The sequence below is a fragment of the Arthrobacter sp. UYNi723 genome (genome assembly GCF_054057635.1).
On sequence record NZ_JBSRZM010000046.1, the window covers coordinates 1 to 16,928 of the forward strand.

General features: G+C 62.5%; 9 protein-coding genes. 4 read left to right on the plus strand and 5 right to left on the minus strand.

All coding sequences use genetic code 11. From position 1 onward, the window contains the following. Window positions 1–759 precede the first annotated feature (759 nt). The 4 genes from ACVWY0_RS21295 (at window position 760) to ACVWY0_RS21310 (ending at window position 6,501) form a co-directional block, all read left to right on the plus strand. Window positions 760–1,467, plus strand: coding sequence for a hypothetical protein (locus ACVWY0_RS21295; RefSeq protein WP_485838461.1), 708 nt, complete (start codon window positions 760–762; stop codon window positions 1,465–1,467). After that, window positions 1,464–5,216, plus strand: a complete 3,753-nt coding sequence (mobF, locus tag ACVWY0_RS21300; RefSeq protein WP_485838462.1) for a MobF family relaxase — start codon at window positions 1,464–1,466, stop codon at window positions 5,214–5,216. Before ACVWY0_RS21295 ends, mobF begins: the two co-directional genes overlap by 4 nt. Window positions 5,217–5,305: 89 nt before the next feature. Then, a complete protein-coding gene (locus ACVWY0_RS21305; protein WP_485838463.1) occupies window positions 5,306–5,803 on the plus strand; it encodes a hypothetical protein in 498 nt (165 codons plus the stop codon). Then, the gene (locus ACVWY0_RS21310; protein ID WP_485838464.1) at window positions 5,782–6,501 is read left to right on the plus strand and encodes a nucleotidyl transferase AbiEii/AbiGii toxin family protein; all 720 of its coding nucleotides are present in this window, start codon (window positions 5,782–5,784) and stop codon (window positions 6,499–6,501) included. Before ACVWY0_RS21305 ends, ACVWY0_RS21310 begins: the two co-directional genes overlap by 22 nt. A gap of 229 nt (window positions 6,502–6,730) precedes the next feature. Here ACVWY0_RS21310 and ACVWY0_RS21315 read toward each other — a convergent pair whose 3' ends face one another. From ACVWY0_RS21315 to ACVWY0_RS21335, 5 genes are all read right to left on the minus strand, one after another. Continuing rightward, window positions 6,731–14,419, minus strand: coding sequence for a helicase-related protein (locus ACVWY0_RS21315; protein WP_485838467.1), 7,689 nt, complete (start codon window positions 14,417–14,419; stop codon window positions 6,731–6,733). A 77-nt stretch (window positions 14,420–14,496) separates the two neighbouring features. After that, window positions 14,497–14,985: a hypothetical protein gene (locus ACVWY0_RS21320; protein ID WP_485838465.1), complete on the minus strand. Its 489-nt coding sequence runs from the start codon at window positions 14,983–14,985 to the stop codon at window positions 14,497–14,499. Between the two features lie 219 nt (window positions 14,986–15,204). Beyond that, on the minus strand, window positions 15,205–15,669 hold the full coding sequence (locus tag ACVWY0_RS21325; RefSeq protein ID WP_069953159.1) for a single-stranded DNA-binding protein: 465 nt from the start codon (window positions 15,667–15,669) through the stop codon (window positions 15,205–15,207). A 248-nt stretch (window positions 15,670–15,917) separates the two neighbouring features. Next, window positions 15,918–16,283 (minus strand): hypothetical protein, encoded by a 366-nt coding sequence (locus tag ACVWY0_RS21330; protein WP_485838466.1) that lies wholly within the window; start codon window positions 16,281–16,283, stop codon window positions 15,918–15,920. Further along, window positions 16,280–16,690 carry a hypothetical protein gene (locus ACVWY0_RS21335; RefSeq protein WP_426979954.1) on the minus strand — a complete coding sequence of 137 codons (411 nt, stop codon included), beginning with the start codon at window positions 16,688–16,690 and terminating at the stop codon, window positions 16,280–16,282. The genes ACVWY0_RS21330 and ACVWY0_RS21335 overlap by 4 nt, the downstream gene beginning before the upstream one ends. Window positions 16,691–16,928 lie beyond the last annotated feature (238 nt).

The window sequence follows — 16,928 nt, forward strand, 5'->3', positions numbered from 1 at the left end:
GCCGTTGCCGCCCTGCCGTTGCCGCCCTGCCGTTGCCGCCCTGCCGTTGCCGCCCTGCCGTTGCCGCCCTGCCGTTGCCGCCCTGCCGTTGCCGCTGGGTGGACGGCCTACGGCCATGGACTTCGTCCGGTATCCCGTTCCGGGCTACGCCCACCTTGGTGGCCTGTCTCGCCATTTGATGTAGGCACCGTGGTGCCATCGTGGTCATCTTTGGCGGGAAGTCCCCAGCCCTGTGATTGGGCCCGCTCCACAATGTTGGCCCGTTTCGACTCGCCCCCGGACTGCCCAAGGCGGTAGCAGGGGTCCGGCGGGTTCGCCCCGCGACCACATGTGCACGGCAAAAGCTATTTCCTTCGGGCTATTCCCGCACTCAGGTGGACGCCGGGACCCATCTGACCGCCTGCACCCAATGCCCACGTCCCCTTCGGTTGTTCGGCTCGCCGCGCGTGAGCGGGCAACGGGCACAGCCTGGTTTCCTGTGTGGTTGCCTGTGGGTGCCGTTGGCAGCACCCACAGGAGCGTCGCCCGAACAACCGGATGAAGCCTCACGACGACGAAATGGCAATCACATGGTCAGAGCAATGAGAGCCCGAGTCATCAGCCCTACCCAAGGGTAGGAGGCCAGCGAAGCCGAGAAGTCACCAGAGGAGGCTCGAGGTACGACAAAGGACTCACACCTCTGGCACCAAGGTGCACACCGGGGTCTTCTGACACCCCGATCTCACACACAGTTTCCGGGCGGGGAACGAACAACAGGGCATGGAAGACCTTGTACTGCCCTCCCGGACGTGCCCGAAATGCCACGGGCCCCTGCCAGATTCACGGGACAAACGAAGCATCTACTGCCGCACCGAGTGCGTGCAGACGGCCAAGTCCCGACGTCGGCGGGGGCTGCCTGTCGCGGATCCGGTGCCCGCTGAGACGGCCTTGCGGTTGGCCAGGCGTGTGGCCTCGCTGGCCGAGGAAGTCCGGGGTGCCACGGCCGGGATGTACCGGGTACGGGAGTCCAGGGACAAGTACAAGGCAAGGGTGCGGTCCCTGGAAGCTGCCGTTGATACCGAGCGTCGCCGCGCCATTGCCGTAGTGGCGGAGCAGGCGGCAAAGACTGCCGCCTTCCGTGAGGAGATCACGGACCTGCGCCGGCAACTTGCCGCTGCCGGGGAAAGGGACGGGGTCCCGGCGGCAGCGGCAGATGCCGCCGTTGTCGGCAAGTTACGTGCTCGCCTTGCCGACGGCAATGCCGCCTACGCCCAGCTGGCGGCAAAACAGAAGCAGCTGCGCACGGCGTACGACCAGACCATGCACCAAACGAAGGCGGCAGCGCAGGTTTACAAATCGTGGGACCGGCTGTGCCAGAAGCTCTACCAAAGCACCAAGGGCCGGACCCTTGCCGAAGCCGACCAGCGGACCCTGCAGCAATGGGCTTCCTGGCGCAACGAACAACAGAAGAAAGCGGGAAAGAAATGACAGTCAGTATCGGGCGGATCAACATCGACTACTACCTCGAATCGGCGGCCGCCGGCGACGGCGCACAGATCGGAACCAGAGACCTCACCGCGTACTACACCGAGACACAGGCGCCGCCCGGTCGGTGGGCCGGTCGAGGCCTGGAAAGTGTCGGACTGGTGTCCGGCCAGCAGGTCACCAAGTGGGCGGCAAAGAGCATCTATGAGCAGTTCACACATCCTGAGTCCGGTAAGGAGCTCGGGGCCAGGCCCATCACGGCCGCAACCGCCCCGGAAGGAGCGAAGACACCGATTGGCAACGCGGCACGCGCAGCACGTGAAGCGGTGGCCGGTTTCGACCTGACGTTCAGCCCGCCCAAATCTGTCAGTGTCCTCTGGGCATTGGCGAATCCGAAGCTGCAGGCAGACCTCTACGAGGCCCACAAGCAGGCCGTAGAAGAATGCATGGACTGGCTGGAGAGAAGCGTCATCCAGGCACGCGCCGGTCATGGCGGTGTTGCGTGGGTGGCGGTCGAAGGAGCGATTGCTTCCATGTTTGATCACTGGGACTCCCGTGCCGGTGATCCCCAGTTGCACACGCATACGGTGATCGCCAACCGTGTTCGCCGGGTCAGCGACGGCAAATGGGTCACTCTGGATTCCTACACGCTGCACCGGAACATGGTCGCCGTCTCGGAGAAGTACAACAGCATCCTCTTCGACCGGATCTATGACCGCACCGGAGCCGTCGCAGAGATCCGCGACGGAATCGCCGGGCTCGCCGGCACGGACGCGGAAGACCTATTCAAGCAGCTCGGAGAAGCGGACAAGGATCCGCGGGACGCCCGCGCGGAGCTGGCAGGCATCCCGGACGGGCTCATCACTGAGTTCTCGTCCAGGTCACTGGAAGTCGAAGCCCTGACCGATACCCTGGTGGCGGAATGGGTGGAGCAGTATGGTAAACGCCCTCCCCAGGCGATGATGCTGAAGATGCGGCAAGAGGCCACACTGTCCTCCCGCACCGCGAAAAAACCATCCGCGGAGTCACTCCCGGAAAAGATGATCGGTTGGCGTCAACGGACCCTGGACTCCGGTTACTCCCCTGCCACCGTGATCCGGGATGCGGTAGGACACGACGTCGCAGTCGTCGCCAACGCCGACCTTGGTCCGGACGTCGTGGACGCCTTGGGCAAATTCTGCCTCCACGACGCAAGCAGCCGACGGACCACGTTCACCCGGGCCAACCTGATTGCTTCTACGGAACGGCTGCTCCGTGGGGTAAGGATGGGATCCGCGGCGGACCGGGAACAGCTCGTGGACCGGGTGGTCGAAGCAGCAGCCGTGACAGCCGTCGCCCTCAGCCCGGAACGTATGTCCATGCCCGAAGCGGGAAACCCGTTCCTGAGCACCCGCGGCCGAAGCTCCTTCGAGCACGAGGAAACGAAGCGGTTCACCACCACACAGATCATGGACGACGAGGCATTCCTCATCGCCGGGACAACAGCAACAGCGCCGGCACTGGACGCGGACGAAACCCGGACAGCACTCACCCTGGCGCGGACCAGGGAAGGCCGGCCCCTGAGCGAGGATCAGGCCGCAGCTGCGCAGGCAGTTCTGTGCAGCGGGACGGCCATTGACTGCATCATCGGCCCAGCCGGGACCGGCAAGACCACGACCATGAAAGCCGTACGCGATGTCTGGGAAGGGACCCACGGAACAGGTTCCGTGATCGGGCTCGCACCCTCGGCCGTCGCTGCCGCCGTACTTGGGGAGGAAATAGACGCACCCACAGACAACGTCGCCAAGTGGCTGTACGAATCCGTCGGTGACGGCGCCGCGCGCCGGGCAGTGCAGATCAGCAAGCTCGAAGCCATCGTGGACCGGCACCAATCCTCCATCAAAGGATCCCCAGCGAAAGGAGGGGCCAGGGACAGGGCACAGACCCGCCTCAACGCCGCATGCACCAGGCTCGCCACAAAGTACGCCGAGCAAGCCAAATACCGGATGCGGCCAGGTCAGCTCGTCATCCTGGACGAAGCATCCATGGTCGGCACTGCCGCCGCGGCCGAACTCGCCCGCCAGGCAGATGACGCCGGGGCCAAACTCCTGCTCGTGGGAGACGCCGCCCAGATCGACGCCGTCGAAGCCGGTGGGTTTCTAGGATGGTTGGAACGCAACACCAACCCGCCCATCCTGACCAGCGTCTGGAGATTCAGCGCCGAATGGGAACGGACAGCATCCCTGCGCCTGCGCACCGGGGACCCGGACATCCTGGCGACCTACCTCGAGCAAGGCAGGATCCACGGATGCCCCGAAGGGACCGCCCCGGACCGCGCCTACCAAGCATGGATGGAAGACACCAAAGAGGACATCACCGCCAGCCTGCTCATCGCAGGAGACAACGGAACCGTGAACGACCTGAACATCCGCGCCCAGCTGGACCTTGCCGCCGCCGGCCGAGTGAACCTGGAAACCAGCGTCAATCTCAGAAGCGGGGTGGCCGGCACCGGCGACCTGATCCTTGCACGACAGAACGACCGCCGGCTCAAAGACTCCGAGGGGCACTTCATCAAAAACGGAACACGGTTGGCCGTGACCACGATCCGTCCCGACGGATCGGTAACCGCCACCCGCACCGATACCGGCGCCCTCATTGAATTGGACCCCGACTACCTCCACGCCTCTGTAGAACTCGGCTACGCCTGCACCTCCCACCGCTCCCAGGGCGTCACCGTCGATTCGGCGCACACCGTCGTCTCACCCGGACTCTCACGCGAACTGTTCTACGTCGCCATGACCCGCGGCCGACACGGGAACACCTGCTACGTGGACCTTCCGGATCCAGAAGAAGAGCACGCACCCGACGAGTGGGGCATGGTCCGCAAGATCCTTCCCGAAGATGCGATGGCCGTTCTGAAAGGTGTCCTTGGCAATCAGGCACACGAGATGACCGCCCACGAAGTCCGCGACGCCGAGCACGGCTACGCCAACGACTTCGCCCGCATGGTCTTTGAATACGACTATGCCGGATCCTCCGAAAAGACCTCCACCATGCTCGACTGGCTGGACGCCAACCTCAGTCCGGAACGGAAAGAAGAGATCACCACGGACAGGCTCTTCGCCGCCCTCGTCTGCGCCGGCCCGCCCCTCAACAGTGCCAACCCGGAAAACGCAAGTGTTGAGGAAATGCTCAAGGCCGCCACAACGGAATCCGCCACCGATTCCCCCAGATCCGACGTCGGCGTCGTCACCGCAGCCTTCGCACCGGCAACAGCCGAAGGCCGGCGCATCCAACAGCTTCTACAGGACAAAATCAGCGCCCGCCTGGATCAGCTCATCCCTCCACTGGCAGGGGATGACTCCCCCGACTGGGTCAACGAACTGCGCGAGGAACACCAAGAGACTGAAAACTTCCCAGCAACCGTGCGTGCCGTCACGGCCTGGCGGGAAGTATCCGGCCAACAGGACGCCGAAACACCATGGGGAACACCACCTAAATCCACAGACAAAACCATGACCGACTACTACGAACGGGCCAGAAAGCACCTCCCTCCCCGCCCCATGAACGCCCGCAGCGCCGAACCCGAGGACGTCTGGGCGAACGTCTCCTTCGCTGAGGACGACGAACGTCTCAGGTTCGCCGAACAGCTCACGGAAGAGTTCGAGAACCTGGGCACGCTGGAGACAATACCCGTCGACTGGGATCGCACACCTACCCCTGGTCCGGACGAAATTCAACCTGCCGACATCGACGCGGCATGGGAACTCTAGCCAACATTTCTCGATGGGTGTCATGACATCTACCAAGGTGTCATGACACCCAGTAGACTGGGCCAAACGCAACGAATCGGGAGCAGATCATGTCAGCCGGAACAACGCGGCGAACAGTCCGTGTCGAGGATCCCTTATGGGAAGCAGCGCATGGCAAGGCCACCAGGGAGGGGACTACGGTCTCCGAGCGGGTCCGTGCAAGTCTGAGGGAGTACGTCCATGGCGCTGCGCCGGAAAGACGTACCATTGCCGATTCCCTGGTCTACCTGGTTCCCGACAAATTGGAGGACCTACAAGGACCCGCCTTCGGGACTGTGGAGCTGCCAATCCACCTCGACTGGGGCCCGGAACGGCACTACAACATTGACGACGACGCCAGCTGCTCAGCCCTCTACCAGCTGACACTTCAGAACTCTGGATCAGTCGAAGAAATCTGCAGGATCGTCAATTCCGAACGGCTCGCCAAACTCTGGTCGACGATGCTCCTGCCGACCCGCTGCAGAGGCGCCTGGGAAGCAGTCTTCCCGGAGCTCCCCGCATACACCGAAGCCAAGGAGCACCCCTCGTGGACCAATCTCAGCGAATAGCCGCCAAGACCGCCTTGGACGTCCTGGCGGCTGACGGCTTCCTCCTCGCGGGTGGGCAGGCACTGGCAGAACACGGCATCAGCTCACGCCCATCCGAAGACATCGACCTCTTCGCACTGCACCGCCGGCACACGCCGGCCACGTTCGCTGCTTCGGTGCGGAAAATGACTGCAGCGCTCGAATCCGTAGGCTACACGGTCGAGATAACGCGCCAATATGATGAATTCGCCAGCGTCACCGTGGGCCGTGATGATGACGCCGTTGTTATCGACCTTGGCCTGGACTGGTGGGAGAACTCCCCGGCTATTATCGACGTCGGACCGGTACTCTCCCTGAAAGACTCGGTTGCTTCCAAACTGCTCGCGGTCTACTCCCGCGGCTACGCCCGGGACTACCTCGACGCGTACTCGATCATTGCCAGCGGGCGATTCACGCACAAGCAGCTCATCACACTGTGCCAGCGACGGGACCCGAACGTTGACCTGCCGCTACTGGCCACTTCCATGGCCCGCCACCGAACCCTGCCCACCACCGAGTACACCAGATATGGGTTGCCTCAGGACGAGCTCCCCAAACTCAGCTCCACCCTCCTGGACTTCGCCAGGACCATACACCGAAGCAGTGCAAGCGCCACCGAGTCCGTGGAACCCGTTGATCTCATCGGGCCCGGAAGCGCCGGTCCAGGAATCGACCTGTAACTCAGGGTCCAGCCCGGACTTCCCGTGGCTGGCGGCTCAAAGCCGATAAAGGGCCTTGGTCTGTTCCACGAGCTCGTTGCATCAAGAGCGCCCATAGCCTGACCAGTCAGGGACATTCGTGGGCAGAATCTGGCCAGACATGACCCGCACCGCGTTGCCCTTTCAGTCAGTCAGAAATGTGTTTTTCGACGGGTCCGGCCAGCCGAAGCTGGCCGGACCCGTCGTTTGGCTACAGCGACGGGTGTTGAATCGTCGTTCCTGTCAGCAGTGGATCCAGCGTGTCCAGTCCCTGACCAAGCCCCAGGGGCTTTGCCGCCACTGTGGGCACTGCGGTGGTCCCGGGCGTCATTGTCGTGACCTCCGGCCTGTAGCCGTAGTCTTCACCTTGCCTGACTTGGACAGGTCCACGGCGGGTCTCTATGGTCAGTTCGTACTCCCCACCATTGCGATCCTCGACCGCCGTTAGTGTCCCACTGGCAGTGATAATCTCCTGCATCCTGGCGCCAGTACCGTTCGGGCGTATGCCGGTGGCTGACACCTTCTCGCCCTGACGGACGTCGTTGACATGTTGAATGCGGAACCGTGGAGCCGAGAAGCCGGTTTCGCGGATGGTCCCGGCCTCGTGGACGGGGACCGTTTCCGTGGCGGTAGCCTCGACCCATACCCTCCTGCTCTGTTCGCGTTCCAGCAGGACATAGCGCAGCTGCTCAACCGGTCCCCTTTCCACCGCAAGGACCTTGACGCCGTCGTAGCGTTGCCGCTGGTAGGACTTCAAATCAGCCAAGGTGATCTCCTTACCGCTGACACTGACGCGCTGGCCGGGGACCAGGTCCTGGACGCGCCTGCCTGTCTTCCGGTCAAGGTCAGCGGAAACCCCTGGCGGCAGCACCGCGCCGATCTCCACATTCCACCGTTCTGCCTCCTCCAGAGACGCCAGTTCAAGAGCTCCTGACTCATGACTGATGTCGAACCTGTGGGCTCGTTCGCCGATACTGACTTGAACCGGTGTGCGGTGCGTGGAACGTCCCTCCCGGACTTCCGCGATCATTTCCGGGAACTCGGAGACCGCCTCATGCATCCCTAAGCCGTCTACACCGTGGATCACGGCTTTGCCCGGGCTGAGCCGGATCCGGTCTCCTTCCTTGAGTAGAGCCATTCGCCGGCTGGGACCGGGATCCTGGATATCGAAGCTGACTCCAGCCTTGGCGGCCGCGCTGATAAGATTCATGACTTTGGTGTCACGGGTCCCAGGTTTCCAGGTGCTGTTCAAGTACCAGAGTTCCTGCCGGCGGGAGAACTTGAAGCCGGACTCCTTCAACAGACCATGCAGGGATGCCTCGTCCCGGCCGACGTTCCGGACGTTGCTGCCCTCAGCTGTGTGTTCCAGGATGGGCATCTCCCCGAGGACCACTGCCGGACCGTGCATGCCGACGCCGTCTCCGTGGGAGGGCACAGGCGCTACGGTTTCCGGTACTAGTGCAGCTGGTGCCTTGCCTAGCTGCACCGTTCCGACCATGACGTGTTCATTGAGGAACGCGCTGGCCTCAACGATGGTGTCTTCAGCCGCGGGACTCGGCCCCGGTACGGAGACAGGGACCGCTTCCAGATCCAGCCCTGTGAAGTCCAACGGTGTCTCTGGGAGTTCGCCCGTCCACATCAACACGGGAGTGCTTTCCGATGCCGCCCACCTGGTCCTTGTCCCGCCCGGTTCCTCCAGGACCAGAACCATGGTCCCCGAGCCGTACCTGTCCCGGGAAGGAACCCTTTGGACGTCGATGACCCTGCCGATCACAGGCTGGAGGCCCTGCCAGCTCGTGACGGATCCTTTGGTAGCGCGGAGCCGGACCCACTGCCAATGGTGTTCGTTGCGGAGCATGCTTGCGCTGATCGCGGTGACTTGGCCGGGCGCTTGCAAGGTTGCCCGTTCCAGATCGGTCAGTGCCCCGTATCGGCGGGCGTGGATGGTGACCTTCTGGTCGGAGCGCCGCCGGCAGGTGCCCTTCTCGCCATCATCGAACCGGTACTTCAGATCGATCATGGTCCCAGCGCTGGCGGCTGTGACGGTTACGTTGTCCCTGCGCGCCTGGTTCCGATCGAGTTCATGGGCCGGGACCACATCTCCGGCGCGGAGGTCTTCGATCATGGATCCGTACCCGTCCGGATACAGTTCCCGTTCCTCGTCCAGGGTCAAGAGCCTTCCCTGTTGATAAGTCACGGCACGGGGCTCGTAGTAGCCGGTCGTTTCGCGTTTGCTGCCTGTGATGGGATCGATGAAGGACGCGCTCTGATAGATGCTCCCTCCACTCGCCGTGTCTCCCCGAAGCCCCAGACCCTCGACGTCTTCGAGGAGAACGTCCCCCGGAAGGAACTGATCGGCGTGAACGAACGATGCTTCCCTTTCCTTGAGGGCCAGCTCGGCGGCCAGCGAGGTCGGATCCACGACGCCATGCCGCAATACCGGTGATGCCCCGCTGCCTGCCCACCGGCTGTAATTGAAACTATGCCGGGATCCGTGATCATCGGTTACCACCCAGTCGTTGGACCGGACTTCAACGGTCCCTGTGACCATGATCGTGTTCCCGGTCGGCATGCCGGTGGCAGCGTCCAACACCGGGCGCTGGAGTGTGATGCGTTCCCCGGTGTTGATGTCCCGGTCGTTGACTGCGACTGCATCCGTTTCCGGAACCTTAAGGAACACCCGCTCGAACGGAGTCAATGCCGACTGCGGCCGGCTGACCAGCTCGACAGAGTCATACCAGCCGAGATTCACCGGTTCCAGGGCCTCATCCGTTTCCGCAAGTTCGTGCACCACAGCCTTCTCGTGCTTCACCACGGACTCGACCCGGAACAGCGCCTGTCCCCGCCCCCGCAGACCAGTCACGACGTCGCCACCGCGCAGGTCACCGGCTGAGACTTTGCCCTGGTCCGGGACGAATAAACCAAGGGTTTCCCCCATCACTGGGGGAACGTCGGTCTCGGCATCCTCGTCTTGACTGAGGCCCATATCGTTCATCAGGTCAGTGATCTTCAGCTGCAGCGCAGCCAACCCGGCTGCATGGTCGAATGGGCGGGTTAGTGTTTCCTGCAGCGAGGGTATGGCGGCCTGATGCGCCGCCTGCTTCCGGATGAGGTCGTCGCGGATACCTGCTGTCGCCCCAGCTGTGTTTTCAAGACGTCGGATCATGCCCAAGGAGTCGGCCTTGATTGCGGTGTCCCAGTCGAGATGGACCTTTGCGACGTCGGAACCGCCCATCCTCAGTTCCAGCCCACGGTGATAGCGGCCTTCCATACTCAGGCCTCCCACCGTGCCAAGGGCCTGGTACGGTCCCGCTCCTGTCGGCAATGGCTGAATCCTGGAGACGACCAGTTTCTGCAGTGCGATGCCCGCGTCAATCCGATCAAGATGATTGGTGCCGGCGACGCTCATCCTGAACGCATCGCCGGTGGTGCTTCGATAGGTAGCGGCCGCTGCCGTAATAGTGGGCAGATCCTGGACAATGCCAGCCAGCGCCGACTCGGTGATCGCTAGCTCGCCCTTGCTGCGACGTTGTGCGTCGGTAAAAGACCGGTGCAGGGACTGGAGCCGGGATTCTTCCATCTGCAGGCTTGCCAGCTGCTCGAGGCGGGGATCTCCGGACAGCGCGGCCGCCGCCTGGCCTGCCGAGAGTTCAAGGTCTCCGAACCCGTCGTCCATGGTCCTGCCCTGAACGTCTCCACGCTTGAGCTGATTGATGAATTTCGCTTTTCTGGCCACCATGTCCCACATGTAGACGTCGAAAGTTTCGGCCGTCGCGTAGGAGTGGATGCTCACCTGGTCGTTTTGGTTGCCCTGTCGCAGGACCCGCCCTTCGCGTTGTTCCAGGTCTGCAGGACGCCAGGGAACGTCAACGTGGTGCAGGGCCACAGCGCGGGCCTGGACGTTGGTGCCGGTGCCCATTTTTTCTGTTGAGCCGATGAGCACGTTGATCCGCCCGTCGCGGCATTTCGCGAAGAGTTCCTTCCGGGCATCATCGGTCGGCGCATCATGGATGAAGGCGATGGATTCCTGGTCCATGCCGAGTTCTACGAGCTCGTCGCTTATAGTGTCGTACATGCTGAACCGGCCGTCCGTGTTGGGCACTGCCCTGTCGCAGAACAACAGTTGCAGGCCGCCGGGAGTGTCCGAGGCCGAGCCGCCGGGAAGTGTGTAGGCGCGGTCTTTGGTCACTTGATGTATTTCCCAAACCTTCGCGGCGACCTGAACAGGACGGCCGCCGTCGGGATCTGCAGGCAGATGCTTCAGCCGCGGGTCCAGGGCGACCATTCGCCCGTCATTGGTGATCTTGGGCATGTTGTCTTCTTTCGGGTCAACCCCGGAAAGATTCTTTGCCCGCTCCCCCAGTTCTTTCACGTATTCGGTGACGGCACCGGAAGGCTGACGTTTGGCGAGCTGGCGGTCCTTGCCTTCCAACACCGGGAGCTTCGCGGTGATGTCCGAAACGGTCACGACGTCTGAGAACTGATTCGTGATCTTCAGCAGCTCGGGTAGGTTGATGTACTTGTTGATCCGTTCCACTTGGTCATATCCACCGCCGGCCGGGGAGATCCGCAGGACGGTAGAACGCTCCGTAAACTGGTTCGCCCAGGAATTGACCTCCTGCAGCCCGGCAATTTCCAGCAAGTCCGGGCGGAGGTAGTGCTGCATGACCCACATTTCGGACATGGAGTTCGCCACCGGGGTACCGGTAGCGAAGGTGGCCACCGCAGGAAGATACCCCTCTCGGTGGTAGCCACCCTGGAGTGCATCCTGCAGTTTCGTCTCCCGCAGGGACCGCAGCTTGAAATCAAGGTCTGAGGCACGGTCCGAACCGGTGCAGGCCAATTCGTAGGAATCTGATTGGCGGAAAAGGTTCTTGTAGTGATGGGCCTCATCCACGAACAAATAGTCGATGCCGGTCTCCTCAAAGGTGACACCGACATCCTTTCCCGTAGTAATCCGGGCATGACGTTCTTCCAGCCTTTTGATAGCCCGCTCGACGGCTTTGATCCGGGACTTCTCTTCCCCGGACATGGCCTCCTTGGCTTTCCTCAGCTCGGTAATCTGTTCTTCCAGCCAGTCCTGTGTCTTGGCCGGATCCACCTGGATCTTCGCGAATACTGTCTGGGGAATCACTACCGCGTCCCAGTCACCGGTTGCGGCCGCCGCGACCCAGAAGGCGCGGTCTTCGGCCTTGATCCCTGTCGGTACGGAAAGAACATTTGCCGTCGGGTACCAGTCCACGAACTCCCGGCTCACCTGATCCACCAAGTGATTTGGGACCACAATGGCCGGCTTATTGGCGATGCCTGTCCGCCTCAGTTCCATGGCGGCCATCACCATCGTCCCGGTCTTTCCCGCGCCGACCACGTGATCGAGCAACACAGCCGGCTCGTTGAGGATCCTCGCCACGGCTGCCCGCTGATAGTGGTGCGGCGTGTATGCGCCGTTCAAGCCAGGAAAGCTCAGTGCTTCTCCCGCGGCTGCATAATCCGGGGAAGCCTGAGAGTTGAACATCCTGTTGTAGGTAGCTGTGATCCGCTCCGCGCGTGCGGCATCCTGAAACAACCAGGTCCCGAAATCTTCGGCGATCCTGCCAGCCTTGTCCCGGGCTTCCAACGTCGCTTTGACGTCTTTAACTTGGCGCTCGGATCCATGCTCATCGGTGATGGTGCGGCGGATGACAATGGTGCGGTTATTCATCAGCGACTGGAGCAACGCCAGGGGCGTCCGGTCCCCAGTCGCGTAGGAAAACCGGACTTCAGGCGAGAACCTGGGGGAACCGTTCGCTGAACGCAGCTCCCAGGACGCATCGACCTCGTTCGTGGCCACGGTCGCCGCAACCCCGAACTTTTCGGCAATAAACGCTTCATAGTCGCCTGGCTCAACGTACCGAACGCCGGGTTTGGCGATGATATCCATCGGTGTGACCTGCTCGGGCATGGCGCCTGCCAAGGCCCGGACGTTTGTCTCGAAGCGGCTTTCGTCCTTCGCCGCCTCGCGGGCGTCTTCCAGTTTGGTCCGCACGTCACCGGACAGATACTGCACCGCCGGCAGGAGGTCTCCCGTTCTCGGATCTTCGAAGACCAGAGTCCCGAGCATTTCCCTTGCTTGAGTCTCCTCAACGTCCAGTAGTCCGGCAATGCGAGGCATATCGACAACCCGTGACTCGTCGAGGGAAATTGCCAGGGCGTCTGCCGCGTTGGCAGCTGCTACGGGCCGTTCCCTGAAGGCGAGGACGTCGCGTTCGAATACCGCCGCTTTCCGGGCCAGCCCGCTCTCTTCGTCGAAGTTCTCCAGAGCCAGGAGCAGTCCCCTGCCCGGGTCGCCGGCGAGTACGCCTAGGTGATCCTGTTTCTTGACGGGATCTCGTGGCGCACTGGCCTCCTCCAGCCACTGAGCGGACAGCGACTCCGGGATGGGTACTTCGGAAGCGGCTACCGTGCCGTCCGTGGGCAGACCCAAGCGCCAGTTCTTTTCGCTCGCGGCAATGCGCCTCGACACCATTGCACTGGTGGGAGGGTTCGTCTGCAGGAGGAAACGATTGATAGGCCCGTAATTCGCGGAGTATGCGTCGTAGGCATTAGTGAGCCCCGCCCGGAGGGAATCCCGTTCGGACGAAGGTGCGCCGGAACGCTGGGAATCAATGACTGCTCGGGCGGCGTCCCGAATACCCAGCAGGGCAACGGCTTCATCCTTCCGAGCGCGGGGAACTTTGACGACCTCCCAAGACCGTGCCGCGTTGAACCTTTCAAACGTCCCGCTCTCGTACCGGACGTGCCCGGTCACCGCCTCTGCCACGCCAGCATCCCGCACCAGTCCCGGAGCGAAGAGTTTTCCCGGAACGGCCACCGGCTCAGCGGCATATCCGTACCCCGCCGCGGCGGCCTCCGACAGCTGTGTCCCAAGCCTGTCCCTGATCTCATCAGCCAATGGCTCACCGTAGGGCCCCGCTATGTCGAGGGTGGAGTCGTTGTACATCCCCTGCCCGACGGAGAGGACACCTATCACTGCGTCGTCGTGGGCGGCAAACCAACCCCCGATGCCGACTTGGACCGGTTCCCCGCTTTGCCGGTGCGTAGCCCACGTTGTGGAAGCCTGCACCCAAGCGTTGATCCGGTCTTCGTCTGGCCGTTCCTCCGGCTTTCTGCGACGGAACACCAGCAGGTCCGTTGCGACCTCCGTGCCGGCCACTGCTTTGAATGCACCGTTGGGCAACCTGACCGCGCCTACGAGGTCACCGTACTTGGCGATTTCCCGGCGGGCTTTCGCTCGCTGGGCATCCATCGTGAACGTGGAGGTCAATACTGCGACGTACCCGCCGGGCGCGGTCAGGCGCAGGGACTTGGCGATGAAGTAGTTGTGGATGCTCAGCCGGGAGGTGTTGTACCGGGAGTCATGAACCACGAAATCACCGAAAGGTACGTTACCGACGACGGCGGAAACCGTCCCCTCCGGGATCGTGGTGTCTTCGAAACCTTCTGCCTGGACATGGGCGGAGGGGTAGAGGAAAGAGGCGATCGCGGCCGTGGTGGAGTCCAACTCAACACCGGCCATTGCGGCTGTTTCAGGGGCGAGCCCTATGAAATTGCCAGCCCCGCAACCTGGCTCCAGGACGATTCCGCCACCAAAGCCGGCGTTTCGCAGTGAGTCCCAAACGGCCTTCACTACCGCCGGGTCGGTGTAGTGGGCGTTGATCGTTGTCGCGGAGGCCTGCGCGTATCCTTCTGCACTCAGCAGGGACTTCAGTTCCGCGCGTTCAGTGGCCCATTCCTCGCGGTGTTCTTCGAAGATTTGCGGGACAGCACCCCAGGACGACCACCGGGCCAGGACATCCTGCTCAGCGGGTGAGGCGTGCCGCTGTTCGTCCTGCAGCTGATGCAACAGGCGCAGCGCCTCCATGTTCACCACAGCGCGGGATTTCGCCCCCGAGGGTGGCAGGACCTGCGTTCCCGGTCTGAAATCGACCGGGACACCACTCAGTCCTCCAGCAGCTCCTCGAGCTCCGGCGGGAGTCCCACTTTCCATGTCGTCCAGCCGGGGACCGGTTGCTTGCCCTGGCTGATCATCCAGTCGAAGACGGTCCGCATGATCTCGTTCATCCTGTCCAGCGACACTGCCATGTCCTTCGCGGACAACCGGTGCAGCTCGTGGGCGTCTGCTGTCAGGGGCAGCAGCGGGCTGTGGTCCCGCTTCATCTGGGCCCAGTACGCCTTCACGAGGTCCAGGAACTCCGGGTCCGCTTCCGAGAGCGGGGTCTTCAGCCCGTCCAGCAGGCTCTTCCCCTCGTACAGCTCCTCGAAGTTCTGCACCAGGGAAGTCATGTGGGGTGCCGCGGCGTGCGGTTCCTTCCACGCCTCCGGGTCGATCTCCCAGTTCAGGGCTGCCTCGATATCCGTCTCCGGGGCCGATGCCCGCTCCGACATCACTTCCTGCAACTGCCACTGCTCTACTGGATTGGACATCATTTGCCTCCGGTTCTTCCAGATCCGCCAACAGATCAAGAATGCTCAGCTGGTTCGGGTCTACTTTGCGTCGCGCCATGTGCACGGCCTTTCAGGTTTACATAACGTGGGCATTCCCAACTGGATGTCAAGTCCAGGGAAAACGGGGACCGCTCAGAACGGCCGCAAGCCCGTCACAACGCGAACGCCATGACGGGCCGGGAAATAACGAGGTTTGCGGACTTAGACGAGGCCCCATTCGCGGTCAACCGTGGCCTGTTCAACATCGACCGGAGCGACTTGGGCGTCCATCGCCTTGGCCCAGAGACCCGGTTTCGGGTTCTGGGCGATCTCCACCGTGGCGAACTCCAGCGAAGCAGACACTTCATCAGCCCAGACCCTGTGGTTCAGGCCAGGGCTGCCTTCCTTGTTCACATACGGGACGGCCTCATAGTTGCCCGTGACCGTTGCCCGGTTACCTTTCGCGAGGGAGCCCACGACGTTCTCCCCCAACCGGACGCTCTTCACGGCGACGTCGTAGAAGACCGCTTCGCCGTCCTTCCATTCGTTGGCCTCACGGTCAAAGACCCGGGGTGTGTCCGCCAGACGGAAAGTGACGAGCTTCGATCCGTTTACCTCGCGTGTTACCGGATCATCGACGAGGTTCCCCGTTGCTGTGTGCTTATCGAGCCTTGGACGTCCAGCCATGTCAGGTGCTCCCTCAGTCGGTGGGTACCAACCTGTTTGGTGCCCGCTACCGCACTATTCGCTCCGGGGATCCCGAACGGTGTGTGACATACGCTCACCCATGTAAACCGGCTCGAACGCGAACCCGGATGAGTCGGCACCGACCGAACCCAGGCAGACGAAAAGGCCTCCACGCTGGGGGGACATGGAGGCCTTTTCGGAATCAACGCTACCAGCGCACCAGCCGCCGGCGTTGCCTTCCCTGCCGGTCAGTAGACCCTAGTCGGGTACGGTTCGCCGATCTCCACTTCCCACGTAAAGATTCGTGTGTTGGGGTTGCCGGTTGTGAGTTCGAAAGCATTGAGGGAGATGACCGCCACGGCGCTATGGGCGGCGCCGGCACGCAAGATCGCCTCGGGCAACCGCTTCACAATTTCCTCGCGGCTATCCTGCTGCCAAGGAGCCGGCGCCCCGCCCAGATCTGGAAGGACGGCACGCTTGCTCACTCCCCCGACAAGCCCGACCACCAGCGTCTTGCCGTCCGATTCGGGCGTGATGTAGGAGATCTTGTCGACGGGAATCATCATGTTCTTCCCGCGCTCGTCCTTGATGTGCAGCCACGGAATCATGCTCATGCCTGGCCCCCTTTCCGAAATACGGTCTTCTCGGCCCAGGCGAAGAGCCAGTCCACCCTGTCATACGAAACCAACGTGCCGAAAAAGTTGGCGGAGCCAAAGTAAGCCATGAGTCCGGCGAGAATTACCGGCCCCACGGTCAGCAAGTACGCCGAATGTTCCTGCGCCTCCGGAGATCCTCCGCCAAGGCCCTGGATAGCGCCAAGGGCGAACTCGTACTGGACGCTCGCCATCGCCCAGCCACCCAGCCAAGCCCCGGCGAAGGCCAGAAAAAGGATCAGGAGAATCCTTATCATTGCGACGGCGGGCTCACGCCGGCGGACCCCTTCCAGATGCCGCCGATTCAACTGCTCCGCTTCGATCTCTTTCCGTGTCAGTTCCCGTTCGTCCGGGAGATTGTTTGCCATCAGGTTGCTCCTTCGTCTGTGACGTTCGGCGATAAATGGCGGCTTTTTCACGGCGCTATTTGGCACTTGGTGCAGCCCGAAAGGGATCCTTTACCGCACACAGAAAGTCGCCGGAGGCGCGGGCGCGCGGATGCCGGGCCCACTGAGTATTTGAAGCCCTGAGCGCCACCCATTCGTGCGGTTGAGCGCCGGGGATCGTGCCAGAGAGCGCCAGCAGTCGCCTGGCTTGGCGCCGCTG

Coding starts and splice junctions, on each gene's coding strand:
- ACVWY0_RS21295 (WP_485838461.1), top strand. CDS start 760: ATGGAAGACCTTGTACTGCCCTCCCGGACGTGCCCGAAATGCCACGGG.
- mobF (WP_485838462.1), top strand. CDS start 1,464: ATGACAGTCAGTATCGGGCGGATCAACATCGACTACTACCTCGAATCG.
- ACVWY0_RS21305 (WP_485838463.1), top strand. CDS start 5,306: ATGTCAGCCGGAACAACGCGGCGAACAGTCCGTGTCGAGGATCCCTTA.
- ACVWY0_RS21315 (WP_485838467.1), bottom strand. CDS start 14,419: ATGGAGGCGCTGCGCCTGTTGCATCAGCTGCAGGACGAACAGCGGCAC.
- ACVWY0_RS21320 (WP_485838465.1), bottom strand. CDS start 14,985: ATGATGTCCAATCCAGTAGAGCAGTGGCAGTTGCAGGAAGTGATGTCG.
- ACVWY0_RS21325 (WP_069953159.1), bottom strand. CDS start 15,669: ATGGCTGGACGTCCAAGGCTCGATAAGCACACAGCAACGGGGAACCTC.
- ACVWY0_RS21330 (WP_485838466.1), bottom strand. CDS start 16,283: ATGAGCATGATTCCGTGGCTGCACATCAAGGACGAGCGCGGGAAGAAC.
- ACVWY0_RS21335 (WP_426979954.1), bottom strand. CDS start 16,690: ATGGCAAACAATCTCCCGGACGAACGGGAACTGACACGGAAAGAGATC.